The organism is Pseudoalteromonas sp. NZS11_1, from assembly GCF_015864275.1.
Lineage (GTDB): Bacteria > Pseudomonadota > Gammaproteobacteria > Enterobacterales > Alteromonadaceae > Pseudoalteromonas > Pseudoalteromonas arctica.
Map to the genome: position 1 here is coordinate 58,044 of NZ_JADYXK010000011.1, position 18,409 is coordinate 76,452.

16 protein-coding genes are annotated in these 18,409 nt (G+C 37.4%); 6 read left to right on the forward strand and 10 right to left on the reverse strand.

Translation table 11 applies throughout. The annotated features are described in order from the left end of the window. Positions 1-83 precede the first annotated feature (83 nt). Complete coding sequence (locus I6F44_RS09950) at positions 84-1,703, forward strand: diacylglycerol kinase family protein (protein WP_197173713.1); 1,620 nt, start codon at positions 84-86, stop codon at positions 1,701-1,703. A 50-nt stretch (positions 1,704-1,753) separates the two neighbouring features. On the opposite strand, the gene I6F44_RS09955 is transcribed toward I6F44_RS09950, so the two are convergent. After that, a complete protein-coding gene (locus tag I6F44_RS09955) occupies positions 1,754-2,062 on the reverse strand; it encodes a VF530 family DNA-binding protein (RefSeq protein WP_010553962.1) in 309 nt (102 codons plus the stop codon). A gap of 54 nt (positions 2,063-2,116) precedes the next feature. Beyond that, positions 2,117-2,419, reverse strand: coding sequence for a DUF1496 domain-containing protein (locus tag I6F44_RS09960; RefSeq protein WP_008134362.1), 303 nt, complete (start codon positions 2,417-2,419; stop codon positions 2,117-2,119). Positions 2,420-2,557: 138 nt separating this feature from the next. On the opposite strand from I6F44_RS09960, the gene I6F44_RS09965 reads away from it, so the two are divergent. Further along, complete coding sequence (locus I6F44_RS09965) at positions 2,558-2,791, forward strand: TIGR02647 family protein (protein WP_007582405.1); 234 nt, start codon at positions 2,558-2,560, stop codon at positions 2,789-2,791. A 12-nt stretch (positions 2,792-2,803) separates the two neighbouring features. Here the strand turns inward: I6F44_RS09965 and maiA are convergent, their stop codons facing one another. Both maiA and hmgA read right to left on the reverse strand, forming a co-directional pair. Then, complete coding sequence (maiA, locus tag I6F44_RS09970; RefSeq protein ID WP_197173714.1) at positions 2,804-3,433, reverse strand: maleylacetoacetate isomerase; 630 nt, start codon at positions 3,431-3,433, stop codon at positions 2,804-2,806. A 2-nt stretch (positions 3,434-3,435) separates the two neighbouring features. Then, complete coding sequence (gene hmgA / locus I6F44_RS09975; RefSeq protein WP_010553960.1) at positions 3,436-4,737, reverse strand: homogentisate 1,2-dioxygenase; 1,302 nt, start codon at positions 4,735-4,737, stop codon at positions 3,436-3,438. Positions 4,738-4,888: 151 nt separating this feature from the next. Between hmgA and I6F44_RS09980 the strand changes: the two genes are divergently transcribed. Continuing rightward, entirely contained in the window at positions 4,889-5,320 is a 432-nt protein-coding gene (locus I6F44_RS09980) for a MarR family winged helix-turn-helix transcriptional regulator (protein ID WP_197173715.1), read from the forward strand. A 51-nt stretch (positions 5,321-5,371) separates the two neighbouring features. Here the strand turns inward: I6F44_RS09980 and I6F44_RS09985 are convergent, their stop codons facing one another. The 3 genes from I6F44_RS09985 to I6F44_RS09995 all read right to left on the reverse strand — a co-directional run bounded on the left by I6F44_RS09985 (position 5,372) and on the right by I6F44_RS09995 (position 12,899). Continuing rightward, complete coding sequence (locus I6F44_RS09985) at positions 5,372-8,491, reverse strand: TonB-dependent receptor (RefSeq protein WP_121953583.1); 3,120 nt, start codon at positions 8,489-8,491, stop codon at positions 5,372-5,374. 336 nt (positions 8,492-8,827) lie between these two features. Beyond that, positions 8,828-12,001, reverse strand: a complete 3,174-nt coding sequence (locus I6F44_RS09990; RefSeq protein ID WP_197173716.1) for a TonB-dependent receptor — start codon at positions 11,999-12,001, stop codon at positions 8,828-8,830. 43 nt (positions 12,002-12,044) lie between these two features. Then, positions 12,045-12,899, reverse strand: a complete 855-nt coding sequence (locus I6F44_RS09995; protein WP_007582418.1) for a S1/P1 nuclease — start codon at positions 12,897-12,899, stop codon at positions 12,045-12,047. Between the two features lie 251 nt (positions 12,900-13,150). Here I6F44_RS09995 and I6F44_RS10000 point away from each other — a divergent pair, with 251 nt between their 5' ends. After that, complete coding sequence (locus I6F44_RS10000) at positions 13,151-14,017, forward strand: hypothetical protein (RefSeq protein ID WP_029751213.1); 867 nt, start codon at positions 13,151-13,153, stop codon at positions 14,015-14,017. After that, positions 14,010-14,954: a hypothetical protein gene (locus tag I6F44_RS10005; protein WP_197173717.1), complete on the forward strand. Its 945-nt coding sequence runs from the start codon at positions 14,010-14,012 to the stop codon at positions 14,952-14,954. The genes I6F44_RS10000 and I6F44_RS10005 overlap by 8 nt, the downstream gene beginning before the upstream one ends. 29 nt (positions 14,955-14,983) lie before the next feature. Here I6F44_RS10005 and ushA read toward each other — a convergent pair whose 3' ends face one another. After that, positions 14,984-16,615, reverse strand: coding sequence for a bifunctional UDP-sugar hydrolase/5'-nucleotidase UshA (ushA, locus tag I6F44_RS10010; protein ID WP_101163567.1), 1,632 nt, complete (start codon positions 16,613-16,615; stop codon positions 14,984-14,986). A gap of 87 nt (positions 16,616-16,702) precedes the next feature. Next, on the reverse strand, positions 16,703-16,888 hold the full coding sequence (locus tag I6F44_RS10015) for a hypothetical protein (RefSeq protein WP_024591811.1): 186 nt from the start codon (positions 16,886-16,888) through the stop codon (positions 16,703-16,705). A 248-nt stretch (positions 16,889-17,136) separates the two neighbouring features. Here I6F44_RS10015 and I6F44_RS10020 point away from each other — a divergent pair, with 248 nt between their 5' ends. Further along, a complete protein-coding gene (locus I6F44_RS10020; RefSeq protein ID WP_007582426.1) occupies positions 17,137-17,877 on the forward strand; it encodes a peptidylprolyl isomerase in 741 nt (246 codons plus the stop codon). A 64-nt stretch (positions 17,878-17,941) separates the two neighbouring features. Here I6F44_RS10020 and I6F44_RS10025 read toward each other — a convergent pair whose 3' ends face one another. Continuing rightward, positions 17,942-18,358 (reverse strand): MAPEG family protein, encoded by a 417-nt coding sequence (locus I6F44_RS10025; protein WP_197173718.1) that lies wholly within the window; start codon positions 18,356-18,358, stop codon positions 17,942-17,944. Positions 18,359-18,409 lie beyond the last annotated feature (51 nt).

The window sequence follows — 18,409 nt, forward strand, 5'->3', positions numbered from 1 at the left end:
ATGGCGTGATATTTGCAAAAGAGTACATAAAGCCGTTTAAATTAAAATTAGAAAATCGGAATTATTTACACAAAGGAGAGACTATGTGGGCTGCAATTGGTTATTCACTTTTAGCATTACTACTTATTTTTATTGGTTGGGAAGTAAACTCTGTTTACTTTGCTATTGTTTTTTATTGGACTGCACTGTCACTTTTATTAGTGAGTACCGCATATATTTTTAATACAGCAAAAATATTTAGAAAACGTGAAAATGGGGTGATCCCATTTTATATACGTTGGGCGTTTGTGCCATTTTTATTTGGTGTGCAAATTTATAATGCCTGGTCACGTAAGCGCGATAAAGTGCCGCCAATTCAAAAAATAAACGAAAACCTATTTTTAGCTTGCCGATTATTTCCCTCAGACATAGACACATTAAAAGATAACGGAATTACGGCAATTTTAGACGTTACGTGTGAATTCGACGGACTCGAGTGGAGTTCAACACAAGAGAATATAAATTACTTAAACATTCCGGTGCTCGATCATAGTATTCCTACCCATTCTCAGTTAAATCAGGCTATTAATTGGATACATCATCATATTAAAGAAAACCGTCGCGTAGTTGTACATTGTGCTTTAGGCCGTGGGCGCTCTGTTTTTGTAATGGCGGCTTATTTATTGAGTCAAAACAAAAATGCAGATGTACATGAAGTACTTGCACAAATAAAAGAAACCCGCGAAACCGCAAACTTAAATAAGCATCAGCTTCGCCATTTAGCTAAGCGTCATAAAAAAGGCGAGCTGCTGATTAAAAACAAAGCCGTTTTAATTGCAAACCCTGTATCTGGTACACGGTTATGGCAAGAAAAAGAGCATTTAATTGTTGCGCGGTTATCGGCCTATTACGATTTAAAAGTACTTACTACTTCACAAGACGTAAACGGTATTGAGCTTGCTAAACAAGCGATTACGCAAAAACCAGACATAATAATAGCGTGTGGAGGCGATGGTACAGTGGCCGAAGTTGCAAGCGTACTTGTAAATACACAATGTAAGCTAGGTATTATACCAATGGGGACTGCAAACGCACTTGCGCATGTATTGATGGGGATTAGCTCTAAATTTATTCCTGTTGAACAAGCCTGTGATTTAATAATTGATGGTCAAACAAGCACAATAGATACCGCTTATTGTAATAACGAATTATTACTTTTATTAGCGGGCATTGGTTTTGAGCAATCAATGATTGAAAAAGCAGATAGAGAGTCGAAAAATAAATCGGGGCAACTTGCCTATTTAAATGGCTTTTTTGAAGCGTTTGGCGAGCAGAAATCACAGTTACTTAGTGTGAAACTTGATGATAATGAGCCGAAAGAAATATGTACAAATAGCTTTATTGTGGCTAATGCTGCGCCTTTTACAACGTTATTGGCTCAAGGTGGTGGGCAGCCAAATCATAGTGACGGGCTTCTTGATGTGAATTGGCTAACACCAAATAATGAAAATTCTACGACAATATTGAGCATTGCAGAACTGATGTTTAGCAGTTTAACTCAAACACATTTAGCTATAAATTCGCATCATACAAATGCTAAAAGAGTCGAGGTGACAGGTGAAGGAGAGTTTAAGTACGTACTTGACGGTGAAGTTAAAACTGCTCACAAACTCGTTATTACTATTGAGCCGGCCTCATTAAATGTGATTTGCAAAGAGCAATAAATCGCGCTAATTACAATCAAAAAAGGAGCTAAATTAGCTCCTTTTTTACATCATTTTTTAATTGATGGCCAAACAAACCCTGTTGTATCCGGCGCTTGAGAAGATGTTTCTCTTGGCGCACTTTTTGGTCTACGAATAGGTTTGTTATTTATAGTGTGAATATAAAGTGCTTCCACTTTATCGCGAGCCCAAGGCGTTTTACGCAAAAACTTTAAACTCGATTTAATGCTCGGTTGATCAGTAAAGCATTTGATTTTTACTTGCTCGCCAAGTGTTCTCCAGCCAAGTCGCTGTTCTAACTCAACAAGTATTTGTTCTAACGTTACCCCATGTAAAGGGTTTTTAGGTTGATTATCCATAGCCATACTACTTATTTAAACTGCGTGCATTGTAGCTCAAATCAGCTTTTAGCGCTAATTCACAGTGATTGTTTTAGGAGCTGTTGGGTAAATAGCATTACCCTGTTTATCTATTTTAAGCCAAATGAGTTGGCTGTTACTGTGTTGGGGTGTTTTAGCACCGCACAAAAGTGTAAATGAGTGAATTTGTATTAATGCGCCTTCGCTATAGCGTTTGTTGTCGTACCAACAGTTTGATTCTTCATTTACAAACTGGTTTGCATCAATAATTGAATGGGTTTTAAGGGTTGTTGCTTCACTAAGTATTGAATACGATAAGCTGCTAAAACAAAAGCATAGAATTAAAAAGTTACGCATTAGAGGCCTTTAAATAGGGAGGGTTAAAAATAATACATTAAGCTAAAAAACGTGCTAGTGTAAAGTACACAAAGTGATTTTAATTATAAACTTAGTTACTCACAGAACAACTTGGATTCAAATAAAAAGGTGCACACAATGCAATTTAATCAAACAATGATCGAAGAATTCACACTATTAGCAAAGTTTCCTCGCGACAGTAAAATGCAGGGTATTAAATTACACTCAGACGCAGAGCCAAGCTTACTTAGTGCAGCGCAACGCTTATTTGAAAAAGGGATTATAGATAGCCCAGATGGCGGGTATTTAACTGATCTGGGCTTAGATTTAATTGAGCACATTACGGTTATTCATAGTGCGCTACAAAGTTAGTTTTAAATTAGCTTAATTTGCATCGGGTTGATTTTGCGGTGCAGCGTCATTAAATGCAGCTAATTTATTACAGTGTTCGTAAATGGCTGCAATTTTTGGATAAGCGCTCATATCTACGTTAAAACGAATTGCATTAAATACTTGCGGCACTAAACAAATGTCAGCAAGTGTTGGTTGGTTACCAAAACAGTAGTCATCATTTTCGTTTAGCATCAGTTCTATTTTTTCAAAACTAATTTCTATCCAATGTCGATACCACTTATTTTTAGCCTCGTTATCAACACCTAATTCGTTCGATAAATACTTCAGCACGCGTAAATTATTAACAGGATGAATATCGCAAGCAATGGCAAAGCTTAAATTTCTTATTTGTGCTTTTTGCCACGCAGTTCCTGTAATTAATGGGGCTTGCGGATAAGTTTCATCAAGCCATTCCAGTATTGCAAGTGATTGTGCTAAAACACCATTATCGGTTTCAAGTGCAGGTAGTAACCCTTGCGGATTCGTAGCTAAGTATTCTTCCCCAAGCTGCTCCGATTTTAAAAGGTTAACAATAGCAAGTTCATGATCAATTGCTTTTAAGTTAAGCGCTATACGTACCCTATAGGCCGCTGATGAGCGAAAGTAGCTGTATAATTTCATAATTAATCCTGTGAACCTGTAAATTGTTTTTTAATAGTACGCCAGCAATCGGTGTAGTTTGGTTGGCGTTCCCTACCTTCTAATGCATATTTTGTCGGTGAAATTATATAGCGCGACTCAAACATAAAAGCGAGTGTATTTTCGTATTTTTGTGGTGTAAGTTCAGCGTTTGAGGCTTTTTCAAATACGTCGGCTTCAGGTCCATGTGGCGACATACAATTGTGTAAACTTGCGCCACCAGGTACAAAGCCGTGCTCTTTTGCATCATACACACCTTCAATTAAGCCCATAAATTCACTCATAATATTGCGGTGATAATACGGCGGGCGGAATGTATTTTCGGCTACCATCCAACGTGGTGGAAATATCACAAAATCGACATTTGCCATACCCTCAGTAGCAGAAGGAGAGGTTAGCACAGTGAATATAGATGGGTCGGGATGATCAAAACTTACTGTATTCATCACATTAAAACGCGATAAGTCGTATTTATAGGGGGAGCTGTTACCCGTCCATGCAACCACATCAAAAGGAGAGTGCTTAATTTCACAGCTAAATAAATTACCGTTGAATTTAGATACAAGCTCAAAGTCACCTTCTTTATCTTCAAAGGCAGCAACGGGGTATTGAAAGTCTCTGTCGTTGGCGTAACCGTTTGCACCAACAGGTCCTCGCTCTGCAAGCTCTAACGCATGGCCATAATTTTCACAAATATAACCACGGGCTGTATCATCAATTAAATCAACAGCGAACTTAATTCCTCTGGGAATTACAGCAATTTCACCTGGTTTAATACTTAACTTACCGCACTCGGTGTGAATTAATAACTCACCTTGCTGAGGGACAAACAACATTTCGCCATCGGCATTGCAAAAGTAACGTCCTTGCATTGACTGATTAGCGACATATACATGAATGCCAATACCAGATTGCCCATTAGCACTGCCATTAGCAGCCATAGTTACCAAGCCATCAATAAAATCAGTAGGATGTGAAGGCATATCAATAGGATTCCAACGTAGCATTGTTGGTGGTGTTACGGCTTCAGTAATTGGGGCTGTTCTTATTAAGCCGTTATCAATTGCTTGGTAATTACCTTGCACTACAGACGGACGAAGGCGGTAAAACCAAGTGCGGCGATTTGAAGCGCGAGGAGCCGTAAATGCAGTCGAACTAAGTTGCTCGGTGTATAAATCGTATTTGACCTTTTGTGGGCTAAATTGTCCTATTGGCAATGCACCGGGTAGCGCTTGTGTTTCAAATTCATTACCAAAACCTGTCATATAACTTAATTGTGTCGCCATTACTGACTCCTGTGAGAGGGGGGTGGTTTAATATTATTTTTATTTCAGTTAAGATACTCTCAAGTGAGACTAATATCAAATGTGCAACTATGCATCTGCGTAAATATTAATGAACACCAAAGTAAACCTTACAAAGCTGGGATAACTAAAAATGAAAATTGATTTAGCAACGTTTTTACCTTATCAATTAACGAATGTAGCAACACGTGTAAGTAACGACTTTGCCGAGGTTTATCAAACTAAGTACGGTTTAAATATTCCCCAGTGGCGAATACTTGCTAATTTAGCGCAGTATGGCCAAAGCAACGCAAAGGATTTATGCACGCAAGCAAATATGGACAAGTCGACAGTGTCGCGCGCGGTAAAAGTTTTAATAGATAAAGGTTTAGTTAGAAGTGAGCTAAATGAGCAAGACAAACGCGCAGCATTACTTGTGCTGAGCCAAGTAGGGCAAAACTTATATGAGCAAATAGCACCCGATGCACTTAATTGGGAAAAACAATTACTGAGTACTTTAACCAACGAAGAATACGAAGTGTTAGTGAGTATTTTTGAAAAGTTAAATAACAAATTAAAGGCATAAAAAAGCCCACAAAGTGGGCTTTTAAAAGGTGTTTTAGGCTACAGTTCTAAATTAGAAAGTGTAACGAACACCTACACGCATTTCCCAAAGAGATGCATCACGTTGAGTTGTGGTGCTTGCGTTATTCCCGTTAAAGTTTGAATAAACGTAACGGCCTTGGTCATCAATATCTGTTGAAATCATACGAGCACCAACGAAAGGACCTTTTTTCAGTACACCCCAATCATCGTTTAACATATTAGTTAAGTTATCGATTACGAAGAATGCTTCACCTTTATGGCCATCCATGAACCCAGGTACTTCTTGAGTTAGCTTAAAGTTAAACTTAACAAACCAATCAGAGTTTTGCGCGTTACGACCTGAAATTTCACCACGTTTTAATCCTTCAGATGCAATGAACTCATTAAATTCATTAATCTCATCTGCCGACATGTTATAAACAACGTTAGGATCGTTTACTAACGGTACATAAAGTAGTTGGCGAGAATCATTTGAATTAAAATCACCAAATGTATCTTCATCGTTACCATTAAATGTGAAGCTGTAAGGCAAGCCTTTGTATGCTTCACCAAATAAATTAAAGCGAGTGCTATATCCATCGATAAATTCATGTGTGTAAGCAAGGTTTAATGTAAAGCGATGAGGTATTTCATAATCTGATGAAGATACACCAGGATCTAACGGGTTAGACGTTGCCAAGTTACCGTAGTTAGAGCTCGCTGTTGAACTTGTCATTGGGTTAACATCATCAGCATCTGTATAAGCATATGATAGTTGTACTTTAATACCGTTATCGAATGCTTTGCTTACAGCTGCAGAGATAATTGAAGTTTCACCACTGTCACCATTAACATTTGTTAAAAGTAAATCACCGTCACGTCCTTCAATAGAGGTTAAAATTGGACGACCATCAAAAGTAGTAGTACCACTGTCAGTAAGGGCTTGGTCCATTAACGTTGCTGCATCACGCTTTTTGGTGTAGAGATAATCTAATGAGATTACATATTCGTCTTCTGTTGTATAAGTAGCCCCTACTGAATATTTCCATTCCGATGGGATTTCAAAATCAGAAGCTACGGCGTTCGTAAAGCTATCTCCAGAACCAATTACTGTGTTAGCTACTTTATCAAACTGTGATTGTGGTACATCAAAACCTGGTTTTCCACCATTCACATTTGGTGTAGCAAATAAATCAATAGATCCAAACTGATTTGCGCTAATATTTGTGATGCCGTCGTTTGAATATGAGTTAGATAACCACACATTCGGATTACCACCTGAAAATAAGCCCAAACCTGCGCGAACTTCAAGTGCATCAGTTGCATACCATTCAAAGCCAATACGTGGTTGAACTAAATCCACACCATCAAATGTTGATTGGTTACTGAAACCATAACGTGCAGTATAGTTTTCATTTAAAGTAGGCTTGTCATCGCTAGTGTAACTGTCGTAACGAAGACCAAACGTTAGTGATGCATCAATGTCTGAGAAGCTATATTCATCTTGAATATAAAAAGTATGTTGAGCATATGAGAAGCTAGCGCCGGCATCTGCAGCATTATTCGTACCTGCGGCATTATTGTAGAAAATTGCACTTGCAATTCCTGCTTCGTAATCATCAATACTTGCAAAACTCCATTCACCTTGCGTGTGTTGAACGAATTGGTTAAATACTTCTAGCTCTTCATACTCGTAACCAGCTGTTATCGTGTGCTGGTCAAGGTAGTAAGTACCAGCAAGTTTAAATGTAGTTGTATCGTAATTTAAATCGTTTGATTGACGAGAATCATCTGGACCTAAATATACTCGACCTCCATCCGATGTGTTTACTTGGAATTCACCAAAGCTGCTTGCAGCATCAAGTGATTCAACACGTGCATCTAGTTCCGATTTACCTAAACGAACTTCAGTTGAAAAATCGTCATTCCAGTCTGAGTATAATGAACCGATGATTGAAGTAAATTCTGCACCTTGCTCATAAAAGTGACTATCTAACGATAGGCGAGTTGAACCAGTATCTGATTGAGATAATGTAAAGCCGTCATTATAGTTATAAACTAAGTTAGCACGGTGAGAATCGTTAATGTTCCAATCTAATTTAATTAATATTTTTTCATCTTCTACAGGTGCACTCGAAGGAGTGGTACCTGCATCATAACCATACACATTTTGTGAAATTTGTTGGATACGAGCTAAGTCGCTTTCAGAAACACTTGAACCTAAAGGGTCATAATTGAATTGTGCTACCCCTTCTAGCTTTTCATATGAAGTATATAAAAATAATGAATCTTTAATTAGAGGTAAGCCAACATTAAAACCGTAGCGTTTTTCATTATAACTACCGTTATCAACGTCTTCGCCTTCAATTTTATCACCTTTCATTGAATCATTTGTGTAATCGAAAAACACGCCACCATGAATTTCGTTGCCGCCAGATTTAGTTACAGCATTGATGTTACACGCTGTAAATCCACCGTACTGAACATCAAATGGTGCAAGTTCTACAGCTACTTGCTCAATTGAATCAAAAGAAAAAGGTGCGCGAATAGTAGGGTAACCATTTGAGCTTAAGCCGAAGTTATCGTTCATACGAACGCCGTCTAGCGTTAAACTATTAAATTTTGGATTACCGCCACCACAGTTAATAGTGCCGCGGCTATCATCTATTGCTACTCGTGGATCAACACGAATGATATCTTTTAAATCACGGTTAATAGCAGGCTGATTCTCTAGATCTGTAAGTGTGAAAGTAGACGCCGGACCAGTACCACCAGACATAGAGCTAATTGGCGCGCCAGAAACTACAATTTGTTCCATGCTTGATTGTGACTCAAGAGAAACGTTTACTGGGTAATCGTTACCAATATTAAGAATAATGTTATTGAATTCTTGGTCTGCATATACATCTGAATCAACAACTACTTTATAAGGACCGCCAACTCGCAGGCCTTTAGCTGTGAAATAACCAGCGTCATTTACTTCAGTTGTTTTTACTGACCCAGAAGGTACGTGTAAAATTGTTACTTTAGTGCCGGCTGCTGGGTTGCCGTTAGGCCCCATTACTTGACCTTTAATTGCAGAGGTCGTTTCGTTAGCCATTGCAGCGCCACTTACACCAACACATGCTGCAATAGCAAGTGAAAGAGCTGTTTTGCGTAATTGAGTTTTCATTTAATTTTCCCGTGTAGTTATTAATTAAATTTTTATATTTTTATTTTAAAATTTTGCAAAATAAACAGTTGAAGTTCATTTATTCAAAATCCGTTACTAGTGTACCTTATTTATTCGTTACAAATAAAATACAACTGCAATATATTTTTAATAAATAGTACTATTTTTGTCTATTTGAGTATTTTTTCGAGCAATAACTCTATATCGGGGTATATATTACGTGGGCTTTATGACAAACATGTGAAATTGGGGTGTGAAAAACAAAAAACCCATTACAATTTTGCAATGGGTTTTGTTAACAAATAACTTAATGTGTTATTACTTACCTATTAAGACTTAAAACTTGTAGCTAATACCAACTTTAGCCTGCCAAGCTGATGACGATGAACTGATTTGCGAGTAATTACGCACATCCGCACCACCAAAGCTGTTGTCTATTTTATATCTACCTTGATCATCAAGACCACCAAAGTCATAAATAGTTTGGTTAGAGTAACCTAAGCGTTTTTCTACACCCCAATCGCTGTTTAGAAGGTTTGCGAAATTATCAATCATTAGATAAACCTCACCAGTGTGACCTTCAGCAAAGCCAGGTATTTCTTGCTTAATGCTAACGTCCATTGTAGTAACCCAAGGTTGCGTTGCTGTATTTTTACCTAAGATCCCACCACGTTGAGATATACCAGCACGCTCTAATAACGGTTCTAACTCAGCCCAAGTCATTTTAGAATCAGCCCAATTTACATTCGGATCATCAGCACCTGTAGGGATATAAGGTAAGTAAGCACCATTAGTGAATAAAGAGCTAGTATCACCTAAGTCTTCATCTTTATACATATTCATTGTGTAACTAAATGGGCGACCTGAACGACGTTCAAAATAAACATTGAACTTGGTTGCATATCCTTCAAAAAATTCAGTGTTATACGCTAAGTTAATTTTAAAGCTGTGCTCAACTTCGTAAAAGCCACGTGCTGCAATATCTTCATTACGATTTACTGTAATATTGTGCTTATAGTTACCTTCTGCCTGAGAAGCTGAACCGGCTGATGATTCTGTAACATCTTGGTGAGCATAGCTTGCCGATACAAACAGGCCATTGTCCCATTGTTTAGCAATACCCGTTGAAATAATAATTGAACGACCATCATCCGATGAATTAGTCATTTCTATGTCAACATTATCGCCACTGTAAATACTTTGATTGATAACACGTTCGCCGTCCGCTGCTAAGCCTACTGGGTTAATAGACGAATTATGCCATACCGCTTCATTCTCTTTTTTATGGTAAGCAATTTCAGCTTGCCATTTAAAGCCATCACCTAATAGTTCAGAATCAAACTCATATTCAAAACCTATTTGAGTACGAATGCTTGAAGGCAATTTAAAGTCAGGGTCGATATACGCAACGCTACCAGCACCTTGCTCTAATGTATTTTTTATTTCATCAGGAACCTGAGTAATATCAGCTGTGTTATTTGCATAGTAATCATTAATTACATCGTTTTGTGCTGATACTAAAGTAATGCCATCACTTTGGAATGAATTGTTATACCAAACATTTGGAATGCCGCCTTGGAAACGACCAATACCACCATTAATAGTAAGCGCTTCTGTTACGTAGTACTTAAAGCCAACACGAGGAAGTATAATGTCTAGGCCATCAAGATTTTCTTGGTTAGTAAAGCCATACGTATTAGCAAAGTTTTCATTTAGAGTTGGTTTATCATCAGATGATAAACGCTCATAACGAACACCTGCTGTAACTTCTAAATCATCACCTACATAAAAAGTATCTTCTATGTAAAGCGCTAGCTGGTTACGTCTTACATCATATGCTGTATCAGCTGAATCATTAGTGTAAGCATTTTGATAAGAGAAATCATAAGAACCAATTTCACGGTTTTCAAAATTTTCTAAGCTATCAAATTTCCACGTTCCAAGAGAGTTTTGAGCAAACAAGTTATATAAACGAAGTGACTCGTACTGAGCTCCAAAGTTTATTTCATGCTCATCCATTAAATACGTAGCGTCTAACGTAAAAGTTAGATTTTGTGTTTCTGAACGGTTTGCATGGCGGTATTGATCTGTACCAAAGTTGTAAGAAGGACCATTTCGACCGTCTTCCTCAACAGTAATGCTTCCTAAGTTAGAGCGAGTTGCGCTATCAGAGGTAACATCTTTATACGACACACCAATTTCTGTTGAAAAGTTTTCAGTCCAATCAGAGTAAAGTTTAGATGAAAAGTTATTAAACTTAGTTACGTATGCATAAGTGCTTGAAACTAAGGCTATATTATCACCGCCAGTGCTAGAGTTACGCTCATCTTGGTCGTCTTGCCATTGATAAGTGAAATCTAAACGGTGGTCATCACTTGCGTTCCAACTTAATTTAACAAGCAAGTTTTTGTTTGTATCTTCTGGCGCACCGGCTAATGAATCAGTTAAGCCGTATTCATTATTTAAGATAGAAATGAAACGATTATAGTTAGCTTCAGAAGTATTAAATTCATTTGAAGCACCAGAACCGTCAAAGCCGTAATCTAGATCTAATTCACTTGACCATTCTGCATAGTTAACAAAGTAAAACAGTTCATCTTCAATAATCGCTCCACCAACGTTCAAACCAAATCTTTCTTCAGTTTTAATCGGCTCTACTTTATTTGTAGAGTAAGTTTTATGACCTAGCTCATCAAGATCGTCTTCTTGTACAATATTATCAACATCGCCAGCTATCTCAGGAGTAGATATTTCATAAAAGCCAGAGAATTTAAACTCATTCGTACCAGACTTTGTTACTGCGTTAATAGTACCGCCACCAAAGTTACCTTTAGAAGCTGAGAAAGGAGATACATCAACAGAAACTTGTTCAATAGCGTCAAGTGCTACAGGAGGCTGAGAAGTAGGGTAGCCACCAAAGTTCAAGCCAAAGTCATCATTTTGACCAATACCGTCAACTGTTAAACCGTTGGTACGAGGGTTACTACCTGCAAACGTTAGCTCGCCATTGCCATTAATACTGGCAAGTGGGTTTAAGCGCGCAATATCTTTAATGTCGCGATTAAAGCTTGGCATATTTTCAATAGTGTCAGAGCCAAATGTACTGCTAGAGCCACCTGATTGTTGAACAATCTTATAACCAGACACTTCAATCTTTTCGATGTTTAGCGGAGCAAGCTGCGAGCTTAAACGGTAAGTTTCACCAAGGTTCAAGTATATATTTTCAACAGTGGTATCGTTAAACGTATCAGAATCAATGATAACCATGTAAGGACCACCTACACGTAAACCATTAGCGATAAACGTACCACTTTCGTTTGTAGTTAGTTCGCTAATAGTTCCCGTTGGTTGGTGAATTACTTTGATTTTAACGTTTGCAGCACTGCCACCTGAAGGCGTTGTAATTTTACCACGCATTGCAGATGAAGTATCAGCAGCCATTGCGCTTGTAGAAACACCTAGAGCTAAAATTACCGCTCCAGTTAATTTCGAAAGGCGAAGCTTAGTCATAATGTTGATTTCCCGTGTGTAGGTTATATAAATTTAATACAGTTTATTTGTCAGTCGTCATTTTCAGTGCCGTTTCTAACTCTTTTGCAGAAGGGTCAAATAGGGCATTTAGTAATCCAGCTAATCGAATACCCGCTTGTTGTAAGCGCGTCTTTATAATTGGAGTATTGTTATATATGTAGCTATAACCAATTTCGTTGTTGGTATATTTATAAATTTTTGTGGCTAAATTATGAGATTCTTCAACCCATGTCATAGGTGAGCTTTGTAAATACTCAGCAATTAACTCGCTGTTATTTGTATCAATAAATTGTGCGTACTCAGTAAACGATAAATTCTCGTTCTCAACTAACTTTGTATCCCAAAGGCTATGAAGATTTGTTTCTTCGTTAAAAAATGAAACCTTAATACGGTTGCCACCTCTATCTTCACTTCGACCAGCATGAAATGGTTGGTGACTGTCGCCCACCAAATGTACTAAAAAACGTAAACTGAACTGTTTAGCATCTAAGGTGCTATTTTTATCAGTGAGCGTTTGCATTGAATAGTGAATGCCTTCTAGGATATTACTTACAGATTCTTTGTTTTTAGTGTGATCGTGATTGAAGCTGAAAGATTTTCCTGGTGCTGCATTAATATAATGCCAACGAGATGATTGCTTTTGCCAAAACTCGCCAGGGGCAGAGCGCATTTCATCAGGCCACGTTGATATTTGTGCAAGTGATTCACCATCAAGGTAGGGTTGTATTGCCGCTTTAGTTGTTTCGCTTATATGAGATTCTGCAATCTTACCTACAATGCGGTGGCCATTTTGACCCCAAGCATGTGAGTCAGTGCTTGTAAATATTGCACTAATCAAAAGCGCAGAAGATATCGAGTACTTTATATTGCTATGCATTAGAACTTCCTTAATGAATATTTCATGGCGTTGCTACAGGCTAATGCGGTCAATTGTCCTTACTTTTGGTGTTGATAGGAAGGACTCATTAAAATTCATAGTTTCTTATTTACATTGCTTTTAAATCAATAGGTTATGTTTAACAGGTAAAATTACTTGTTGTAATAAGTAAGCGAAATTGTTCAAATGCACTAAATAGTCTATTTTTGAGTGGCATTGCTTTGAATTTTAAAAATATCGTGTTGCACAAAATGTTAATTGTTACATTTTTGTTTCTATTATTGGTCGTTACGTGGGTTTGCGGTCAAGTTAGTGTATACAATGATGAATTACACTTTCCAGTTATGATCGAAACCTCAACAGAGTGTCAAACAACTGCAACAAGTAACAAAGGCCAATTAATTGTTTTTACGCAATCAAAAAAAATAGCTAAGTTATTAACACAAAAGTTATGCTCTGATAACGTGGTGGCTAAGCAATATGGCTCTGTAAAAGGGTATTGGGGGTATAGAACGGCAGACAGCTTTGAGTTTGTGGGTAAAGGAATTGCTGACTTGATTTTGGCTAAAAATAATATTATGGCAGCCTTTAAAGCAGAGTCGACCTATAACTACCAGCCCGTTGTTGGTTTTTCTGACTACACGGCTTTTTTTATATCTTCTAAAGAAAAACCTCGAGTCACTAAACAATACTTTTTAGATAAGCGCATAGGTTTGCTTGATTATCCGACCAGCCGATCAGGGCATATTTTACCAAAGCAAACGTTTAAAGAGTTGGATATTAATTTAGCCAATTTGAAAATCACTTATGCTAGCTCTCATAACGAATTACGTGATTTACTCGCTAATGGAAAAGTAGATATTATTGCTTCGTTTTGGAAAGAGAGCGACGAAAAACGTTTTTCAAAAAACTATATTACGCCATTGAGTAATAATATTTCTGGAACAAGATGGTATTTAAAAATGCAGCAAAACAACACTGATTTATTATGCGCAGTGCAGGAAAATTTGCTTGATATGTCTAAAGATCAAAGTTTGCATTACTATCAAAACGTCCAGCCATTTTGGCGCTGTGGCGCCAGCTTAGTAGGCTTAAAAGAGGAGGCTGGTGATGAGTAAGTATAAGCAATTACTTGTTATTATAAGTTTGTTTTTTATTTTATCGTCAGTCTTTTATATTTCTGTAACTCAAAAAAGCCAGCAAGTAGCTAAACAAAAAATTACGCAGATAGAAAGGCAAATAGCACTCGACTTACCATTACTCGATTTATCGAATGAGCTGCTAAAGCATTCAGGTAATAAAGATGCAGTTAACAGCTACATTAAAACTTTAAACAGCTACATTAATTCGAACGAGCTCAAAGTTGTTGCTATTGCACCAAAAAACGAAATGGTAACACCTGTAAACTCACACCAAATAATACGTAGTTTGAGCACTAGTAATGGGTTCGTATTAGTTGTATTTAACGTCCAACAAACCCACTTTACATTGAGTCATTTTATTTACTATTTTATATTTTTAGTGTTAAGTGTGTTGATTAGTTTTTGGGTGAAATTTGCGTTTATTAAACAGAGCAATAAGCAGTTTAATAATGCACAGCATCAATCAATTGCAGAGCCTACGCCGTTGATACTTATTGTTGACCTTAATGATAAAACATTATCAAGTAGTTGTAATACAGAACAAAAAATGTGTTTAGCCAATAAGCCATTGTGCTTTTATTTAGCACTTGTAGAGTATTGTACAAATAACGATGATGTAGCGCTTAGTCATAATAAAGATGTGCCAGAGGAGCTGCTAGAGCTTGCTAACAAGTATTTTTATAGGTTGGTCGAACTCGGCCATACAGTTAGAAAAAGGCCTAACTTTAATAATAGCCTAGAAAAAACCCTGAGCGAAGTACGTGCTGCATTAGATGAAGTACTCAGCGAGTATCCCGAAGAAAAAGAGTTATATTATCCACCTAAAGCATACGGGGAGGGTTCTCGCTCTCGTCTGCATAGTTACGGGCTGACAAATATTAGAAAAGGCAATATTGAAATAATAGGAAAGTAACACAGTTACTTTCCTATTATTATCTTCATTTATTTAGGGGTAAATTCAGCCGCTTTAAGAGGGCTGTTTTTTGATATAAAGTCTTGAAGTGCTTGGGCATCTGTTTCGTCTGTACTAACAAAGCCTTTTTTATTTGTAAGCGTAGGATAACCATCACCGCCTGATGCGTTATAGCTATTTAAGCTCATACGGTAAGTTTTATTTTTGTTCAAAGGTTGGCCGTTAATAACAACATTAACTAACTGATTATTTTTACGCTCAAACGATAGTTTATGGTATTGCAAATAAGCGCCAGCATCCGGTGGGAAGCTCGTTACTGTATTTAAATAGTCCCATAAATCACTGCCTTGCCAATCCATGTAAGTAATACGATTTTTAAAAGGATGTACTTTTAAAATATCTTTATAGCTCACTTCACCAGCCTCTATTGAGCTGCGAATACCACCACCACTTATTAGTCCAAAGTCTGCACCCACTACATCCATTTGAGCTTGAATAATTACGCGTGCAAGATTTGTTTGTTGGTAGCGAACTTTGTTTCTGTCACCTTCTAAGCGAGCATCTACTTCACCAATGGTACCTTCAATTTGTTTAGCGCCTTTAGCTTGGTATACCGCTAAATAAGATTCAAGTTTTGAGTCTGGTTTAATGTACTCGTTTGCTAATACTTCTTTAGTTGAGCCATCAGCTTGTACTTTATCTACATACAAATTAACTGGCATCAGTTTGTAGTCTAGTAACGTTAATTTTCCGTTTTCAAGCTTAAACTCAGCTTTACCAACATACTTACCCCATTCATGGGCTTGCATAATGTAAGTACCGTTTTGTTGGTCTGGTTTACAGGCAAGACCTGGTTTAAAGCTATCGTCATTTACATTTGTATCGCTCATGCATACAGGTTCTTGAGAGTGGCCACCAATGATCATATCAAGGGTGTTTGCAGGAAGTGAGCGAGCGAGTGTTACATCACCGGGTGCGTTAATACCAAAGCTAGCATCAACATAATGACCCATATGAGTCAGGGCGATTGTAATGTCAGGGTTATACTTAGCTTTTATTTCTTTAGCTAGTTTTGCTGTAACGTCAACAGGGTCTTTAAACTCTAAGTGCCCAATATACTGAGGATTACCAATTTTAGCTGTGTCGGTTGTTGTTAAACCAATAACAGCAATAGTTAATCCATTCTTTTTGAATATTTTATAGCTATCAAACGCGTGTTCGCCTGATTCCTTTTCAAATATATTGGCTGATAGAAAAGGAAAGTTCACCCATTTTTGCTGTTGCTTCAATACATCAATAGGGTTGTCGAATTCGTGATTACCCAATGCCATTGCATCGTAACCAATCAGCGACATTCCTTTAAAGTCAGGCTCTGCTTTTTGTAAGTCTGACTCAGGAATACCTGTGTTTATATCACCACCAGAGAGTAGTAATACTGCATGACCTTGCTTTTGAGCTTTATTGCGTAAAGAGTCAATTAACGTTTTGCGAGCGGCCATACCGTATTCGCCTTTTTCGTTTTGCCAAAAACGCCCGTGGTTATCATTAGTATGAAGAACAGTTAAATATTTAGTCGGGGTAGCGCTAAACACGGATTCAGGAGCAGGAGATGTGCATCCGAGTACACTAAAAATAACCGAAAATAAAATAATTATACGCATAAAATACCTATGGATTAAGGTCTACTTAATTTATCAGGCAGCTAGTTTAAACTAGTTCTATGCTAAAAAAACGTACTTATTTACATTTTATTTGGAAGGGGCTGTTAATTGGTTTGTGGCAGCACGTTCACGACGCTTCAACTCCGTATTCGCATACTCTCGCTTGTGGTGATTAGTACCTATCATCCAGGTTAAAAAGCTTGCAGGCAGTTTTGTATAGGGTTCGCCTTTGTGTAAACCAAAGTCGCAAATTGCATGTTTAGTGTGTGGCATTATAAGATCCTGTTGTTTTGTGTTTTTTAAAGGTAACAAAAAGTAGCCATACTCTTAAGATGATTTAATTTTAAATAATTAGATTTATATAGCTAAAAAGAATATAAGTAATGGTATATGTAATTAATTTGTTATCAACACGGTCTAATTTGTATCAACTCGCACTTTAGAATCGATTTTGATCGCCTATGGCATTAATGTGTTAACGCATTAACAATTATCTAAAAATATAACAACAGGAATACAACATGAAAAAACTTTTACTTGGCTCAGTGCTCGCCGCAGCAAGCTTTACAAGTGCTGCCACTATTGTCGAAATGAACACGAGCCAAGGTGTCATAGAAATTAACTTGTTTGATCAACAAACACCTAAAACAGTTGCAAATTTTTTAAGTTACGTTCAAGACGATTCATATAACGAAACAGTAATTCACCGCTCTGTTAGTAACTTTGTTATTCAAGGGGGAGGATTTACATTTTCTGACTCGCTAGATGCGATTACCACAAAGCCTGCTGTAGAAAATGAGCCTGTTTTTTCTAATGTTAAGGGCACCATTGCGATGGCTAAACTATCGGGTGATGCTAATAGCGCAACAAGCCAGTGGTTTTTTAATATTACAGACAATAGTGCAGCACTTGATACGCAAAACGGTGGCTTTACTGTGTTTGGACAAATTACTGCAGCAAGCCAATCAACGTTAGATAAAATTGCAGCATTAGTACACTGTGGTGAAACACCCGTTGTTGGTATTACTGCTGAACAATGTGCAAGCACTGATGTAACAATTAGCAATGCTAATTTAGTGACTATTCAAAACGTGGCGGTAATGGATGATGATCCTAATTCAGCCGCAGGTCTTACTGTTACTGAAAATACGCTAATTGATTCTGACACATCAACAGATTCAGGTAGCAGTTCTGGCGGCGGATTAATTTGGCTTTTAGGTGCTTTTTTACTTGCGGTTCCTCGTTTAAAACGTGCTAAATAATTAAAATTAACGGTAATGTGGATGGCGTAAACCAGCCGCCCACATTATTATTAAACTTTGCTGTTTAAAGTAATACTCGCCAAACCATCGCAAGCCAAATTGAAAACACACAAGCACAACCTAGTAAAAACACTTTAAAACGTGCGCGTACGTTATTTTCACCTAAATGAATAACACTATGCACAATACGTGTTGCTACAAATAAACAGGCCAGTATAGCCACAAGTGTACTGGCGCTATTTAGCTGTAGTGCAAGTAAACACCCCGCGTAAAAAAGCATAGGTATTTCAAACTGATTTGAAAAGTTTCTATCTGCAACCCTAATAGTGTCGCCAGCCTTATCTAATTGCATTGTTTTAAAATCGCTTAAATCTAATTGTTTGTTTTTAGCTGCTGCAAAGCGCCTTTTACCCATAATGAGCATGACAACCAGTGAAAGCGTAACTTGTGCAAACATGGCAAGTATGATGATTTTTTCCATTGTTTTTCCTTATTATTATTTAGAATTTGCGTATCTTTTGATATTGAATGA